Here is a 15,495-nt window from a genome sequence, read left to right as displayed (position 1 = left end):
TGTTAACCTCTGGCTTTTCGTAATGAAAAATCTGTCTCCTGATAATAACTGTTTTTGACAAGGACGTTCGGTCCGAGGCACCGGACGTTTGTACAGCGGCAGTTCAGCTCTTTGCTCAGCTTCGTCTGTCTCCACTTGTCATACGCTTCAGGAAGGCTGTCTGTTTTAATATTGCCGAGCGGCAGTGTATCCCCGAAATCCGTGACAATGATATTTCCGTCAAAGATGTTGACATTCAGGCGGGAGCGGCCGTCAGGATCGTTTCGCACCGTAACGTTTTTCGCTTCCCGCAGGCGGCGGAGGAGCTTCTGATCTTCTTCATCAGGGCTGCATGCGTAAAACGGGAGAGTGCCGAACAGCATCCATGTTTCTTCATCGCGAATATCGAGCAGATGATGAATGGCCTGTCTCATGTCCTTCAGGCTGAGTGATTCAAGCGCGCTGGCGAAATCACTCGGATACATCGGATGGACTTCGTGGCGCTGGCATTTCATTTCTTCTGTAATCTGCCGGTGAATATGTTCAATATGCGGCAGCGTGCGTTTATTCAGCATCGTTTCCGCTGAAACCATTACACCCGCTTCGACCAGCGTGCGGCTGTTTTCAATCATTTTGTCAAAATAGCGCGCCCGCTGTTCAAATGTCGGTTTCTTCTCCATCATCGCAAATCCGATGTCGGCAAAGTCCTCGACCGTTCCCCAGTTGTGGGAAATATGAAGGACGTCCAAATAAGGAATAATCCGTTCGTAGCGCCCGATATCAAGCGTCAGGTTTGAATTGATCTGTGTGCGCACGCCGCGTTCATGCGCATATTTCAAAAGCGGGACGACATATTCCTTTACCGATTTCAGGGAAAGCATCGGTTCGCCGCCTGTAATGCTGATCGAGCGTAACAGCGGAATTTCTTCAAGCCGCTTTAATAAAAGGTCAATCGGCAGCGCATTCGGATCTTTCGGCTGAAGCGTGTACCCGACCGCGCAGTGCTCGCATCTCATATTGCACAAGGTCGTCGTTGTAAATTCAACGTTCGTCAGTTTCATATCTCCATACTGGTCGACATCCATGTACGCTTCCCAAGGATCGTACTCCGGTGTGATCGGACGCAGTGCTGTGTTTTGTGTCATGACTATCTAACTCCTTTATAAATGGGCATACTAACGTCTGCCAAGTGTTAATTTTAGACCTGATCTGCCAAGATCGCAAGTAGCGGAACCATTGAAAAACGGCAAAAAATACGCTACCATTATAAAAAATGAATGGAGTGGAAGTATGGGGAATGCAGTAAACAGCAAAGATCAGCAGCTCGATTACTTGAAGAACAGACTCGATATGTTTATGAATGTCATTGATTCATTAGACCCTGAATCAACGGACGTTGAAGATATAGACCGGCTCATCGGTATGCTTGATGATCTGGAAGCAAAATACGAACGCTTCAAAAAGGATTGGGAATAAACCCCGGCAGGCCGCCGGGGTTTTTCTCTTTCCATAATGCGGCTGTATAAAAGAGGTGAGCCTACTGCAAAATAAGGAAAAATGCAGAAGGAGTGCTGGGCATGAAATGGTTTTGTTCAATTTGCTGCATGGCTGTTTTACTTGCGGGAGGCATGAAGAGTGCAGAGGCCGTGCCGAATGAACGGATAAACTGGGGATTTAAACGCAGCGTCAATCATCAGCCGCCGGATGCCGGCAGACAGCTGGACAATCTTGTCAAAAAATACGATGCCTTTTATTTAGGCAACACGAAAGAAAAGACCATTTATTTAACGTTTGATAACGGATATGAAAATGGGTATACCCCGAAAGTGCTTGATGTTTTAAAGAAACATCATGTCACAGGCACTTTTTTTGTCACAGGCCATTTTGTGAAAGAGCAGCCTGATTTGATTAAACGGATGTCAAAGGAAGGCCATATTATCGGCAATCATTCTTTTCATCATCCTGATCTGACGACAAAAACGGGCGATCAGATTCAAGATGAACTCGATTCCGTCACGGAAGCTGTTTACAACATTACCGGAAAGCGGGACAATCTGTATCTTCGTCCGCCGCGCGGCGTGTTCAGCGAATATGTCCTGAAAGAAACGAAGCGCCTCGGCTACCAAACCGTTTTCTGGTCCGTCGCATTTGTCGATTGGAAGGTTAACGAGCAGAAAGGGAAAAAATACGCCTATGATCACATGATAAAACAGGCGCATCCCGGCGCGATCTATCTTCTCCACACCGTTTCAAAGGACAATTCAGAAGCTCTGGACGATGCAATTACTGATTTGAAAAAAGAAGGCTACACGTTTAAAAGCATTGATGATCTGATGTTTGAGAAAGAAATGAAGCTGCCGCGTCTGTAAAAAACACCTCTCCTGATAACGGAGAGGTGTTTTGTTATTTCAGACATTTAATCAAAGCGGCCCAATCCAGATCCCCGAATCCTTGTTCGATCCCGCTTTCAAAATGGCTCTTGGCCAGCTCGGCAAGAGGGAGTTTGGCCGAAACCTGTTCTGCGGCGGTGAGCGCCAGATTGGTATCCTTCAGCCCTAAAGACATTTTGAAACCGGCCGGCTCAAATGCCTCATCAGCCATAATGGTACCGTAATTTTGATAGACAGGAGAGCCAAAGAGCGCGCTGGCGATTTCTAAAAATTGTTTCCGTTCTAAACCGTACTTCTCCATCATTAAGAATGATTCAGATAGCGCCTCCAGCATAGAAACGAGCAAGAAATTGATGCTGATTTTCGCGGCATTTGCGGTCTTTGTTTCTTCACCGACGTCAAATATCTGCTGGCTCAGGCTTTTTAGCAAAGGCTCGGCCTTTTTCTTCGCTTCTGCCGGTCCGGCTGTGATGATGCGGAGCTCGGCCTTCTCAGCGGCATCGGGCCGGCCGAGGACGAGAGCGGCAATAAAGGATTGGCCTCTGCCCGAATGTGCAGCGGAAAGCTGTTCTGACAGTGCCGTACTGATGGTGCTCATTGAAATATGAATGCCGTTTTCAGATAACCCGGCAATAATGCCGTCAGCTCCGAACGTCACGCCTGTTACGGCTTCATCGTCTGACAGCATTGAAAGTACAATGTCCGCATGTTCAGCTGCCTGGCGGGGCGTTTCGGCATATTCAGCCCCTTTTTCCAGCAGATCAGCCGCTTTTCCCTTCGTCCGGTTATATACAGTCAGACTGTATCCGGCTTTCATGATATTGTCGGCGATGGGGCGTCCCATATTGCCGAGTCCGACGATGGCGATCTTCATTTAACAATCCCTCCAATTACGTGTTTTCCATCATTATATAGGCAACGTGTTTATTCTGCTGTGTTCAGGCTTGCCACTTTTAATTCAGGTTCTGAAGACCATCCGGAGTCTGAAGCGGCTTTTCCTTTATAAAACCCGGTAAACCGCGTCTTGATGATTGTTTTTGAACGGGGCTTTACTGTGAACGTTTTTGATTTGAATGTGACGCCTTTTATGTCCTCAGATAAATCCGGTGTGACAGAAATGGCTTGTTCCCCTTTTCCGTAGTGATTGACATAAAGCGTACAGCTCATGCTCGCTCTTTTTCCCTCAATGAAATGGCTGCATTCACTGCGGTGCTTCAAATATTCGACAGCGTCTTTTTCGGGTGCGAATTGTTTTAAGGAAAAAGCGGCATATTCGGTGAAGGGGCTGATACCGGAAGCGGCCCCCATACTGAGAAAGATCCAAAACAGCCCCGCCGCGGGAAGCGTCCGTCTGAACGCGGCGGCACACCAGATTAACGCCGCAAAGTAAAGGACGACCCCGGGAATGACGGAGATATGGGCTCCGTCTTCAGACCAGGGAGAAAAGCCGAGCGATTCAAAGATGTAATCAGACATCGTACAGCCGTTATACAGCGGGGCAATGGAGATGACACAAAAAAGCAGGAGGACAGAAGAAATGGTTTTGTGAGAAAGCATGATAACGGCGCACACCTCTTTACGTTTTTTTCCAACATATCATGTTTTCTCAAAAAAAAGAACAGCCGGCAGCCGTTCTTACTTGAAAATATTAAACCAGCCTTTGCGGGCGAACCAAAACAGCATGGCGGCCACAAGAACGGCCATAACGCCCAAAACGATAAAATATCCGTATTTCCAGTGAAGCTCAGGCATGTTATCAAAATTCATACCGTACACCCCCGCGATGAACGTCAGCGGTATAAAGATGGTCGAGACGATGGTTAACGTCATCATAATGGCGTTCATCCGGTTTGAATTCAGCGTCACGTAGCTGTCCCGCAGATCTGACGTCATATCACGGTTTGACTCGATCAGCTCAGCCAGTTTTAACAGGTGGTCATAAATATCGCTGAAATACGCCTTCGTTTCACGGCTTTCTTTTACATGGTCAAGGCTCAAAATCCGGTACATTAAATCGCGCATCGGAATGATCGTCCGTCTCAGGTTCAAAAGATCAGTCCGCAATTCAAACACTTCATTCATTAAAGTGCCGTAAGATTTATGTGTTCTGCTGTCTTCAATTTCATTCAGCCGGTCTTCAATTTTGTACAGCACAGGGAAATATTCATCGACAAGCTGATCCATAATCATATAAGTGATATGTCCGGGCCCTTTTTTAGCTAACCCCGGAGAAGCGAAAAACCGTTCTCTCACCCTTGAGACGCCGGGCGATTCGTGCAAATGGAAGCTGACGATGAAACGGTCGGACTGAAAGATGTCCACCTCTTCCATTTCCAGTGTGTCCGGGTTTAAAGCGTGGAGCACATAAAAACGGTAGCCGTCATAGTGGTCGATTTTCGGCCGCTGCATGTGCTGAAAGCAATCCTCGATCGCAAGCGGATGAAAATGAAAATAATCCCGCAGCAGCTCGGTTTCATCATTCTCGGCGCCGAAAAAATCAACCCAGTACCATGCGATGTCCGGTTGTTCTGTACGTGATAGGGGGATATTATCTAATATCTCATTATGTGTTGTGATTGCGGTTATATGTATCATAAACAACCCTCCGCCTGCCATTATATCATGCGGCGTTATGAAGAAAAGTATACGAATTGCCGCCGGGCCGCTTCATGATATACTTGGACAAAAAGGGGTGGAGCATATGTGGGAGGAAACGGTTTCGGTCACACCGCCGTATCATTTTGATAAAGTGCTTGAAAGGCTGTCACTCGATCCGCTGAATGCGGTCGATCTTAAAGCAAGATCAATCAAAGTGCCGCTCAGAACACGGGACGGCAAACTGTCCGTCATCACGGTTCAAGCGGAAGGCACCGCCGCAGACCCGGTTTTTCTCGTCAGCGGAGAAAGTGACCGCGAGGAGATGATTGAACGGATCAAACACATTTTTCAGTGGGAGCAGCCGCTTCAGCCGGTGCTTGATCATTTCTCAAAAACAAATCTGTCGGCGCTTTTTGAGGAGCATGCGGGAACCCCGCTCGTCTTAGAATATGACGTCTACAACTGTCTCATGAAATGCATCATCCACCAGCAGCTCAACCTGTCCTTCGCTTTTACGTTAACGGAACGGTTCGTCCATGCCTTCGGTGAACAAAAAGACGGCGTCTGGTGCTATCCCGAACCAAAAACGATTGCGGCGCTTGATTATCAGGACTTGAGGGAGCTCCAGTTCAGTATGAGAAAAGCGGAATATGCGATTGACATTTCACGGATGATTGCAGATGGGGCGCTCAATCTGGCGGAACTGTCCCATCTATCGGATGAAGACATTATGAAAAAGCTGATCACCATCAGAGGCATCGGGCCGTGGACCGTCCAAAACGTCCTCATGTTCGGCCTCGGCCGCCCGAATCTGTTTCCTTTGGCGGACATCGGCCTGCAAAACGCCGTCAAACACCGCTTCGCCCTTGAGGATAAACCGTCAAAAGACATGATGCTCCAGGTAAGCAGCGAATGGGCGCCGTATTTAAGCTATGCGTCCTTATATTTGTGGAGAAGTATTGAATGAAAACCGCTTTGATCATTTTTTGGAAACTTCCAATGAAAAACATGAAGGAACCGCCGGCTGCATGTTATACTGAAAAGATGCGGTATTTCAAATCAGCCGTTTTCCCATGAGGAAGGCTTTATATAGAAACGGAGAGAAAAAAACGTGAATCAACATCAAAAAAAGGCGCCTGCCGAATTGAAAATCGGACAGACATTTCCGCTGACCATCAAACGCCTCGGCATTAATGGAGAGGGCGTCGGTTATTTTAAGAAAAAGGTTGTCTTTGTTCCCGGCGCTCTGCCCGGCGAAGAAGTCGTTGCTGAAGCGACAAATGTGCAGCCGAAATTTTCAGAAGCACGCGTCAAAAAAATCCGCAAGCCGTCTGAACACCGCGTCACACCGCCATGTCCGGTCTATGACCAATGCGGCGGCTGTCAGCTTCAGCATCTGGCATACACCCAGCAGCTTCGCGAAAAACGCGATATCGTCATTCAGTCTTTGGAACGTCATACGAGATTCAATGCCGAAGAAATGAACATTAAAGAAACGATCGGAATGGACAACCCGTGGAATTACCGGAACAAAAGCCAGTTCCAAGTCGGACGCTCGCAAAGCGGCAGCATCATTGCCGGCTTATACGGACTTGACTCCCATAAAATTGTTCCGATCAAGGAATGCATTGTCCAGCATCCGGCGACAAACAAAACAACGGGTATCGTCCGCCGCATTTTGGAAAAACACAACGTATCTGTTTATAACGAACGGACCAAAAAAGGCGATGTCCGCACCATCGTGACGAGAGTCGGTTTTGAAACAGGCGAAGTGCAGGTTGTGCTTGTCACTGCGAAGGAGACACTGCCGAATAAAGACGAAATCGTCAAAGCCATTCAAAATCGTCTGCCGGAAGTGAAATCGATTATTCAAAACATCAACGGCGCGCGCACATCTGTCATTTTCGGTGACAAAACAAAAGCGCTGGCCGGAAGCCATGCCATTCAAGAGGTGCTCGGCGACGTGTCATTTGAACTGAGCGCCCGCGCTTTCTTCCAGCTCAACCCTGAGCAGACGGTCAAGCTGTATGACGAAGTGAAAAAAGCGGCGCAGCTGACCGGAACAGAGAAAGTCGTTGACGCATATTGCGGCGTCGGTACGATCGGCATGTGGGTCTCAAGCGGCGCAAAAGAGATCCGCGGCATGGACGTCATTAAAGAATCAATTGATGATGCGAAGAAGAACGCTAAAAAACACGGCATCAAAAACGCGGCATATGTCACAGGAACAGCCGAACACTGGCTCCCGAAATGGACGAAAGAAGGTTTCCGCCCTGACGTGGTCATCGTCGACCCGCCGAGAACCGGCTGTGACAGAACATTTTTAGACACCATCAAAAAAGTAAAACCGAAACGCTTCGTCTACGTTTCCTGCAATCCTTCCACACTGGCCAAAGACTTGCAGGCGCTGTCGAAAGACTATCGCGTCGAATATATTCAGCCTGTGGATATGTTTCCGCAGACGGCTCATGTGGAAGCTGTAGCGAAGCTTGTGTTGAAATCGTCTCACTAAAATTAAACAATTTCTCATCAGATCTGGATTTCGGCAGAATGAACATTGCCGATTTCCGGATCTTTTTCATGTGCGGATACTTATTTTAACTGACGAAAAGAGTTGAAAAAACGTGAGATAAGCGAATGAAAACAGCTAATGTCGAGCAGAAAAGTATGCAGGAAAAGTCTATTACAACTCGAACGGTGGAATGTGGGTTGGAAGGGTCTGATTTAGGAAAAGTACATCGTAAGAGGGAAGAGATTTTACTACTCCGAAAGTGCCGGCATAACTCTAGTTCTCAAATCCGTTATATCGGCAGCCAATAATAAAAATTGATCGTTTCAAAAAAGAATTTTATAACAGTTAAAACTCTAACACTTATCGTTCGATGATAATCATTGAAGGTTGGAATGAAAGCAGTTCACATACAGACTTATGAAGGTAGTGAGAAAAGAAGTTGGCACATCTGCTGCTTCATAATATAATGATTTTAGATGGACACTTAGTAAAATATTGCAGAAAAGGAAACTGGTTAAATGGATAAAGTAAACAAAAAACGACCGTTATATAAAAGAAGTTGGTTTCTCACGGTCTTGGCATTTTTAGTTTCACAGCTTTATTTTAACTTTGTAGAATTAACGGGATGGGGTCCTAAGTATAGAGAAATGAATGGATTCCCAGCAAATATAGTTGAACTGGATTTCTTTCAAAACTATCTTTCATTCTATGATAATCCATGGTTTAATATTGTCACTGTTTTCCTAGGGGTTTTCACTGTTACACAAATCATCACAGGTATAAAAAAGGATATTCGAAATGAAGACTGCGGCACTTAGTCAGCAGTCTATTTTTTGGTTTTGGATCAGGGTTACCGAATCGAAACCTTATCCAAACATATATAGTGATTTCTGGAAGTGTCTTATAAAAGTAATTATTTATTTTTTATGCAGATATTTTGACAATTATTTTGCATTGGTAATCGGGAGAACTCATATGATATTCTATTTAGGTTGGAATCCTTTTTATCCAAAAAGTTCATAAGTAAGACCGCTGCGAAAGATGAAGGTCAGCGCTACTATTAATAAACCACAATATAAATAAGGTGCAGTTAATCATCACACTTTTTCTCTTAGAACCTATTAAAGGTTAAGGAGTTGACTGAGTTGATCAGAAATGAACGATATGAGGATAACTATAGCGATAGACTATTACGTTAACTCAATTCATGTGTTCTGCTTCTGTTTGCTTTTTCACTTTTTCAATTGTAAAAAGTGAAATGTTCAAAATTTACTATCGTTTGATAAGAAATGCTTTCGCGTGCTATAAGTGTAAAAGGAAAGCATGGTCAGTTTTTTAATAAATGATGCAGCCGTATTCCCTAATGAAAGGATATGAATTTGTTATGATAGATAATTTCTGGCGTGAATTGCCGCGGCCATTTTTTGTATTGGCGCCAATGGAAGATGTGACGGATGTCGTTTTTCGCCATGTTGTGAGTGAAGCTGGCAGGCCTGATGTGTTTTTTACAGAGTTTACAAACTCAGAAAGCTATTGTCACCCGGATGGGAAGGATAGTGTGCGCGGCCGTTTGACTTTCACAGAGGATGAACAGCCGATGGTAGCCCACATATGGGGAGATAAGCCTGAAAACTTTCGCCAAATGAGTATTGGGATGGCGGAATTAGGGTTTAAAGGGCTGGATATCAATATGGGCTGTCCTGTGCCTAATGTGGCGGGGAACGGAAAGGGAAGCGGCCTGATCTGCCGTCCTGAAGTTGCAGCCGAATTAATACAGGCAGCGAAAGCGGGAGGGCTGCCGGTAAGTGTGAAGACCAGACTTGGCTACACGGATGTAGACGAATGGCGCGGCTGGCTGACACACGTATTGAAACAGGATATTGCTAACCTTTCCATTCATCTGCGCACCAGAGCGGAAATGAGTAAAGTAGATGCGCATTGGGAGTTGATCCCGGAAATCAAGAAACTTCGTGACGAGATAGCGCCAGATACCCTTCTGACGATCAACGGGGATATTCCTGACCGGGAAACCGGGTTAAAGCTTGCCGAACAATACGGTGTTGACGGGATTATGATTGGACGAGGCATTTTTACAAATCCATTCGCCTTTGAAAAGGAGCCGAAAGAGCATAGCAGTAAGGAATTGCTTGATCTTTTGAGACTGCATCTGGATCTTCATGATGAATATTCAAAAGAAGAAGCTAGAGCATACAAACCGCTCCCTCGCTTTTTTAAGATTTATCTCCGCGGATTCCGGGGAGCAAGTGAATTAAGAAATCAATGCATGAATACAAAGTCAACAGATGAAGTGCGTGCATTGCTCGATGACTTTGAGAGAAAGTATCTTGATGGGATGGAGCAAGAGTGACATATACAATTCCTCATCCGGCCCGGATTTCAGTATGAATTCCGGGTCTTTTTGTGTGCAGCCTTTCCCCCGCCTGCACCCTGATTACAGAAAGCAGATCTATGTCCCGTTCTCCAGGGGCTTCTGTCTGACGTTTTATCATGCGTAAATCAGCAGATAATGGTACATTGATATGAGAAACTGCATAAAGGGGGAAAGAAAAATGAAACGACTGTGCATCATCCCCTGCGGCAAGAAAAAAATCTGGGACATCAATCCGGATACAGGGCCGGTAAAGGCGGAGGACGCCTATCTCAGCCCGTTTCATCAAGCATGCGAGAGATACGCGAAAGCTTTTTTCGATGAGTGGGTGATTTTGTCGGCAAAGCACGGATTCCTTCGTCCGGATGATATGGTTCCTGGAAATTACGATGTCACTTTTGGAACCGGTCATCCGGAGATCATGGCAGCGGAGGAGCTGCAGCGCCAATTTTGTGAAAAAGGCTTTTCTGACACTGTTGAAATTGTCATGCTTGGCGGGAAAAAATACCGAAGCGTCCTAAAAGCCGTTATCGGAAAGCATCAGCATGTCAGCTGGCCTCTGTCATCGTACAAAGGCATTGGCTACATGCTTCAAGCGCTGAATAAGGCTGCAGAAGAAAAGCATGAACTGTAACAGCCATTCAGACAAGCAGTGCAGAAGAAGCTGTTAAAAGATTTCCGAGGAAATAAATACGTCGATCGTTGTCAAAGACCGGGTGATGTCCGGTCTTTTTTGTATACCTGAAACGAGACAAATGGATATAGATCGAGACAAAATGAGACACCTGTATCAAACTGTCTCACAGTATAAAATAAAAACATTGATTTTACGGGCTTTAAAAGCTGGCACACTTCTTGCATTTATAAATATGAACCCTAAATAGAAGGAGGCGCACAAAAAATGGAATTGTTAAAACGAGAAGGCTTGTCATTAACTGAGGAGAAAGCGCTGTGGATGTACCAAAAGATGCTGGAAATCAGGGGCTTTGAAGACAAAGTCCATGAACTGTTCGCGCAGGGAGTGCTTCCAGGATTCGTCCATTTGTATGCCGGTGAGGAAGCGGTAGCTGCAGGGGTGTGCGCTCATTTGAATGATGGAGACAGCATTACAAGCACACACAGAGGACATGGCCATTGTATCGCCAAAGGCTGTGATCTGGATGGTATGATGGCGGAAATATTCGGGAAAGCGACCGGACTGTGTAAAGGCAAGGGCGGTTCTATGCACATTGCGGATCTGGATAAAGGCATGCTCGGCGCAAACGGAATTGTAGGCGGAGGATTTACGCTTGCCTGCGGATCAGCGCTGACGGCTAAATATAAAGGGACTAATAATGTAAGCGTTTGCTTCTTCGGGGACGGCGCAAACAACCAAGGCACGTTTCATGAGGGGCTCAATCTGGCGGCTGTATGGAATCTTCCTGTCGTGTTTATCGCGGAAAACAACGGCTACGGAGAAGCGACGCCGTTTTCGTACGCGTCGGCCTGTGACTCTATTGCCGACAGAGCGGCGGCTTACCGGATGCCTGGCGTAACTGTGGACGGAAAAGACGTGCTGGCCGTTTATGAAGCCGCAGAAGAAGCGGTCACGCGGGCGAGAAACGGCGGAGGGCCGTCATTAATTGAATGCATGACTTACAGAAATTACGGCCACTTCGAAGGAGACGCCCAGACGTATAAGCCGAAAGAGGAAAAGACGGTTCACTTAGACCGTGATGCAATCAGCGCTTTTAAAGCATATCTGCTTCAGGAAAAGATGGCGGAACAAAAGCTCGCCGATATTGAAAACAATGTGAAACAAGCGGTTGAAAAAGCGGTTTCTTTCAGTGAGAAAAGCCCGTATCCGAGCGAATCTGAGCTTCTGACCGATGTGTATGTGAGCTATTAAAAAAGGGGGAATGTTGAAATGGCAAGAATCGTGAGCATGTCCGACGCAATCAATGAAGCGATGAGACTTGCGATGCAAAGAGATGAAAATGTGCTGTTAATCGGTGAAGATGTGGCCGGAGGCGCGGATGTCGACCATTTGCAGAATGATGAAGCATGGGGCGGCGTGCTTGGTGTGACGAAGGGGCTTGTTCAGGAATTCGGGAGAAGCAGGGTGCTTGATACGCCGATTTCTGAAGCGGGTTACATGGGAGCGGCCATGGCTGCGGCCTCCACCGGACTCAGACCGATTGCCGAGCTGATGTTCAATGACTTTATCGGAACCTGTTTTGATCAGGTGCTTAATCAGGGGGCGAAATTCCGCTATATGTTCGGCGGGAAAGCCCAAGTGCCGATTACAGTGCGAACGACTTACGGAGCGGGTTTCAGAGCGGCCGCCCAGCATTCTCAAGCCATGTATGCTCTGTTTACAAGCATTCCCGGCCTGAAAACCGTCGTTCCTTCAAATCCGTATGATGCAAAAGGACTTCTTCTGGCTGCGATTGAGGACAATGATCCGGTGTTCTTTTTTGAAGACAAAACGTCCTACAGCATGACGGGCGAGGTGCCTGAAGGATATTATACGATTCCGCTCGGCAAAGCCGATATTAAACGCCAAGGCGGCGATGTGACACTTTTTGCAGTCGGCAAGCAGGTGAATACGGCGCTGGAAGCCGCGGAAGAGCTGTCGAAAAAAGGGATCGAAGCAGAGGTGCTTGACCCCCGCAGTCTGTCACCGCTTGATGAAGAGGCTATCCTTGCGTCACTTGAAAAAACAAACAGGCTGATCATTATTGATGAAGCCAATCCGCGCTGCAGCATTGCGACAGACATCGCGGCGCTTGCTGCGGATAAAGGCTTTGACCTGCTGGACGCACCGATAAAACGAATCACGGCTCCGCATACGCCTGTTCCGTTTTCGCCGGTCTTAGAAGATATCTATCTTCCGACGCCGGCACGTATCGTAAATGAGACGCTTGAGCTTTTAGGAGAACCTTTGGCGTATTAAAGGAGGGATAAAGAATGGCTGTAAAAGTAGTGATGCCGAAGCTTGGAATGGCGATGAAAAAAGGTGAAGTATCCGTCTGGAATAAAAAAGTCGGCGACCCGGTTGAAAAGGGAGAAAGCATCGCCAGCATCAACTCTGAAAAAATAGAAATGGACATTGAAGCGCCTGAAAGCGGCACGCTTCTTCATATTAAAGTCAAAGAGGGAGAGGGAGTCCCGCCGGGAACGGCCATCTGTTATATCGGGGAAAACGGCGAAGAAGTGCGGGAAAAAGAGACACCGGCGCCTGAAAATGAAGGGAAACCGCAAGCTGAACCTGAAAATATTCCCGCTCCCAAAGCCGGGCAAAAGCGTAAACACCGCGTGAAAATATCTCCCGTTGCCCGAAAAATGGCCGAGAAAGCCGGATTGAAAGTTGATACGCTGAACGGGACGGGTCCCGGAGGCCGAATTGTAAAAGCTGACGTCATCAAGGCCATAAAGACGGAAGCTGAACCGCAGTCTTCGGTTCAGACGGCACAGCCGGAGGGAAAACCGGCTTCAGCGATGAGAAAAGTGATTGCAGACCGAATGCACAAAAGCCTGCAAAACAGCGCCCAGCTGACGCTGACCATGAAAGCCGACATTACAGAGCTGTTGAAATGGCAGCGGCAGCTCGCTGACAGTGCGAAAAAGCGGAGCGGTGTTAAGCTGACAGTCACGCACTTCGTATCCCGGGCGGCGGTGCTTGCGCTGAAACAGCATCCTGAACTGAACAGCTCTTATCAAGAGGAGCGGATCATCACCTATCCATATGTCCATCTCGGGATGGCGGTTTCGCTTGAAAACGGCCTTGTTGTGCCGGTGATCCGGGATGCGGAAAAGCTTTCATTCCTTGAGCTTGCGGATCACATCAGCACATCTGCACGGCGGGCGCGGGAAGGTAATGCTTCCGGCGCTGACCTTCGCGGATCGACATTTTCTATTACGAATCTCGGGGGTTACGGAGTGGAGCATTTCACCCCGATCCTCAACCCGCCTGAAGCCGGTATTCTCGGAGTGGGCGCAAGCTATGAAACACCGGCGTTCAAAGGAGATGAGCTTGTCAAAAGCACCATCCTGCCGCTGAGCCTTACTTTTGATCACAGAGTATGTGACGGCGCCCCGGCTGCGGACTTCCTGAAAACGGTCAAAACGCTGCTTGAAGAGCCTGCCGGATTGATTTTATAGAGAGAGGTGAAGAAATGAAACTAGCCATTATCGGCGGCGGGCCGGCCGGATATGCAGCTGCCGTGACTGCCGCGCGGAGGGGAGCAGAAGTCGTTCTGATAGACAAAGGACCGCTCGGGGGCACGTGTCTCAATGAAGGGTGCATCCCGACAAAGTCGCTTTTGGAAAGCGCAAATGTGCTTGATAAAATCAGGCACGCAGATACATTCGGCATCGAACTCCCGCAAAACATTACACTCAATTGGGCCCGCATGCAGGGGCGCAAACGGCAAATCGTCAGCCAGCTCGTGCAGGGAATTCAATACTTAATGAAAGCAAATCAGATTAAAGTCATCCGCGGGACTGCTTCATTTCTCACAGATCAGACGCTGCTGATTGAAGAAGAAGAAGGCGCAAAAGACATTCTGGAAGCGGACCGGATATTGATTGCATCCGGATCTGAACCGGCGGAGCTGCCGTTTGCCCCTTTTGACGGCAATTGGGTGATCGACAGCAAAGATGCGCTTTCTTTGCAGCACATTCCTTCTTCTCTTCTCATTGTCGGAGGAGGTGTAATCGGCTGTGAGTTTGCATCTTTATTCAGCCGGTTTAAAACGAAAGTAACGGTGATTGAATCGGCTGACAGGCTGCTCCCGGCAGAAGACGGAGAAATCGCAGCCGCTTTTGAAGACTCTTTAAGAGAGAGCGGGGTTGATATTCAGACGAAAGCCGCCCTCCAGCGGATTGACAGAGAAAGGAAAACCGCCGTGTGGACACAAGACGGCAAAGAAATTGAGGCCAATGCTGATCACATTCTGGTTGCAATCGGCAGAAAACCGCGTTTGCAAAAGCTGAACATCGAGCAGGCAGGCATCCGGTATTCTCCGCGCGGCATTGAAGTCAATGACCATATGCAGACAAATGTGCCGCATATATATGCATGCGGCGACGCGGCCGGAGGAATGCAGCTGGCGCATGCCGCTATTCATGAAGGCATCACCGCCGCTTCGCATGCCACGGGAAAAGATAGTAAAGTCGATATGCGGGCGGTGCCCCGCTGCATTTATACATCGCCGGAAATGGCCGCTGTCGGATTGACGGAAACGCAGGCGAGAGAGACATACGGAGACGTGAAAATCGGAGAATGCTCATTTTCCGCTAACGGAAAAGCGTTAATTAAACATCAGCACGGCGGCAAAATGAAAATCATTGCCGAACCGGAATTCGGAGAAATCGTCGGCGTGTCAATGATCGGGCCGGACGTAACAGAATTGATCGGCCAGGCGGTCATGCTGATGAACAGTGAAATGACGGCGGATATGTCAGAGCAATTGATCGCCGCGCATCCGACTCTTTCGGAAACGCTTCAGGAAGCTCTGCTGAATGTCACCGGACTTGCGGTGCATTCCGTATAGCCGGAATACCCTTTCTCAGACTGAGAAGGGGTATTTTTTATTGAAAGCGCTTTACTTTTCCCCTACAATATATGAAAAGATGGTCTGAAC

General features: G+C 47.6%; 14 protein-coding genes and 1 pseudogene. 11 read left to right on the top strand and 4 right to left on the bottom strand.

What is annotated here, in order from left to right; translation table 11 throughout:
* Positions 1 to 2 precede the first annotated feature (2 nt).
* Entirely contained in the window at positions 3 to 1,124 is a 1,122-nt protein-coding gene (gene yfkAB, locus ACQE26_RS00340; protein ID WP_500470354.1) for a radical SAM/CxCxxxxC motif protein YfkAB, read from the bottom strand.
* Between the two features lie 145 nt (positions 1,125 to 1,269).
* Here yfkAB and ACQE26_RS00335 point away from each other — a divergent pair, with 145 nt between their 5' ends.
* Both ACQE26_RS00335 and pdaA read left to right on the top strand, forming a co-directional pair.
* Positions 1,270 to 1,455: an SE1561 family protein gene (locus ACQE26_RS00335; RefSeq protein ID WP_003155558.1), complete on the top strand. Its 186-nt coding sequence runs from the start codon at positions 1,270 to 1,272 to the stop codon at positions 1,453 to 1,455.
* 101 nt (positions 1,456 to 1,556) lie between these two features.
* On the top strand, positions 1,557 to 2,348 hold the full coding sequence (pdaA, locus tag ACQE26_RS00330; protein WP_500470353.1) for a delta-lactam-biosynthetic de-N-acetylase: 792 nt from the start codon (positions 1,557 to 1,559) through the stop codon (positions 2,346 to 2,348).
* A gap of 34 nt (positions 2,349 to 2,382) precedes the next feature.
* Here pdaA and ACQE26_RS00325 read toward each other — a convergent pair whose 3' ends face one another.
* From ACQE26_RS00325 to corA, 3 genes are all read right to left on the bottom strand, one after another.
* Complete coding sequence (locus ACQE26_RS00325) at positions 2,383 to 3,243, bottom strand: NAD(P)-dependent oxidoreductase (RefSeq protein ID WP_500470352.1); 861 nt, start codon at positions 3,241 to 3,243, stop codon at positions 2,383 to 2,385.
* A gap of 50 nt (positions 3,244 to 3,293) precedes the next feature.
* Positions 3,294 to 3,941, bottom strand: coding sequence for a hypothetical protein (locus tag ACQE26_RS00320; protein ID WP_500470351.1), 648 nt, complete (start codon positions 3,939 to 3,941; stop codon positions 3,294 to 3,296).
* Positions 3,942 to 4,004: 63 nt separating this feature from the next.
* Positions 4,005 to 4,964, bottom strand: coding sequence for a magnesium/cobalt transporter CorA (gene corA / locus ACQE26_RS00315; protein ID WP_016936755.1), 960 nt, complete (start codon positions 4,962 to 4,964; stop codon positions 4,005 to 4,007).
* Between the two features lie 106 nt (positions 4,965 to 5,070).
* Between corA and ACQE26_RS00310 the strand changes: the two genes are divergently transcribed.
* The 9 genes and pseudogenes from ACQE26_RS00310 to lpdA all read left to right on the top strand — a co-directional run bounded on the left by ACQE26_RS00310 (position 5,071) and on the right by lpdA (position 15,405).
* Positions 5,071 to 5,934: a DNA-3-methyladenine glycosylase family protein gene (locus ACQE26_RS00310; protein ID WP_500470350.1), complete on the top strand. Its 864-nt coding sequence runs from the start codon at positions 5,071 to 5,073 to the stop codon at positions 5,932 to 5,934.
* A 144-nt stretch (positions 5,935 to 6,078) separates the two neighbouring features.
* Positions 6,079 to 7,479, top strand: coding sequence for a 23S rRNA (uracil(1939)-C(5))-methyltransferase RlmD (rlmD, locus tag ACQE26_RS00305; RefSeq protein WP_060963320.1), 1,401 nt, complete (start codon positions 6,079 to 6,081; stop codon positions 7,477 to 7,479).
* 518 nt (positions 7,480 to 7,997) lie between these two features.
* Positions 7,998 to 8,297, top strand: coding sequence for a YfzA family protein (locus ACQE26_RS00300; RefSeq protein WP_500470349.1), 300 nt, complete (start codon positions 7,998 to 8,000; stop codon positions 8,295 to 8,297).
* A 566-nt stretch (positions 8,298 to 8,863) separates the two neighbouring features.
* A complete protein-coding gene (locus tag ACQE26_RS00295) occupies positions 8,864 to 9,847 on the top strand; it encodes a tRNA dihydrouridine synthase (protein ID WP_060965068.1) in 984 nt (327 codons plus the stop codon).
* 202 nt (positions 9,848 to 10,049) lie between these two features.
* A complete protein-coding gene (locus tag ACQE26_RS00290) occupies positions 10,050 to 10,502 on the top strand; it encodes a DUF6884 domain-containing protein (RefSeq protein WP_500470348.1) in 453 nt (150 codons plus the stop codon).
* A gap of 267 nt (positions 10,503 to 10,769) precedes the next feature.
* Positions 10,770 to 11,790, top strand: a pseudogene (locus tag ACQE26_RS00285) (thiamine pyrophosphate-dependent dehydrogenase E1 component subunit alpha).
* A complete protein-coding gene (locus ACQE26_RS00280; protein ID WP_060963317.1) occupies positions 11,775 to 12,803 on the top strand; it encodes an alpha-ketoacid dehydrogenase subunit beta in 1,029 nt (342 codons plus the stop codon). Before ACQE26_RS00285 ends, ACQE26_RS00280 begins: the two are co-directional and overlap by 16 nt.
* A gap of 14 nt (positions 12,804 to 12,817) precedes the next feature.
* Positions 12,818 to 14,011, top strand: coding sequence for a dihydrolipoamide acetyltransferase family protein (locus ACQE26_RS00275; RefSeq protein ID WP_500470347.1), 1,194 nt, complete (start codon positions 12,818 to 12,820; stop codon positions 14,009 to 14,011).
* Positions 14,012 to 14,025: 14 nt separating this feature from the next.
* The gene (gene lpdA / locus ACQE26_RS00270; RefSeq protein WP_500470346.1) at positions 14,026 to 15,405 is read left to right on the top strand and encodes a dihydrolipoyl dehydrogenase; all 1,380 of its coding nucleotides are present in this window, start codon (positions 14,026 to 14,028) and stop codon (positions 15,403 to 15,405) included.
* The last annotated feature ends 90 nt before the right edge of the window (positions 15,406 to 15,495 follow it).

The sequence above is a fragment of the Bacillus sp. 5RYD7K genome (genome assembly GCF_059831465.1).
The sequence above is the reverse complement of the archived record's forward strand: the minus strand, read 5'-3'. Positions and strand labels throughout refer to the sequence as shown.

Excerpts from the sequence above, each read along its gene's own strand:
- ACQE26_RS00300 (WP_500470349.1), top strand. The coding sequence starts at position 7,998 with ATGGATAAAGTAAACAAAAAACGACCGTTATATAAAAGAAGTTGGTTT.
- pdaA (WP_500470353.1), top strand. The coding sequence starts at position 1,557 with ATGAAATGGTTTTGTTCAATTTGCTGCATGGCTGTTTTACTTGCGGGA.
- corA (WP_016936755.1), bottom strand. The coding sequence starts at position 4,964 with ATGATACATATAACCGCAATCACAACACATAATGAGATATTAGATAAT.
- ACQE26_RS00295 (WP_060965068.1), top strand. The coding sequence starts at position 8,864 with ATGATAGATAATTTCTGGCGTGAATTGCCGCGGCCATTTTTTGTATTG.
- ACQE26_RS00335 (WP_003155558.1), top strand. The coding sequence starts at position 1,270 with ATGGGGAATGCAGTAAACAGCAAAGATCAGCAGCTCGATTACTTGAAG.
- yfkAB (WP_500470354.1), bottom strand. The coding sequence starts at position 1,124 with ATGACACAAAACACAGCACTGCGTCCGATCACACCGGAGTACGATCCT.
- lpdA (WP_500470346.1), top strand. The coding sequence starts at position 14,026 with ATGAAACTAGCCATTATCGGCGGCGGGCCGGCCGGATATGCAGCTGCC.
- ACQE26_RS00275 (WP_500470347.1), top strand. The coding sequence starts at position 12,818 with ATGGCTGTAAAAGTAGTGATGCCGAAGCTTGGAATGGCGATGAAAAAA.
- ACQE26_RS00310 (WP_500470350.1), top strand. The coding sequence starts at position 5,071 with ATGTGGGAGGAAACGGTTTCGGTCACACCGCCGTATCATTTTGATAAA.
- ACQE26_RS00325 (WP_500470352.1), bottom strand. The coding sequence starts at position 3,243 with ATGAAGATCGCCATCGTCGGACTCGGCAATATGGGACGCCCCATCGCC.
- ACQE26_RS00290 (WP_500470348.1), top strand. The coding sequence starts at position 10,050 with ATGAAACGACTGTGCATCATCCCCTGCGGCAAGAAAAAAATCTGGGAC.
- ACQE26_RS00280 (WP_060963317.1), top strand. The coding sequence starts at position 11,775 with ATGGCAAGAATCGTGAGCATGTCCGACGCAATCAATGAAGCGATGAGA.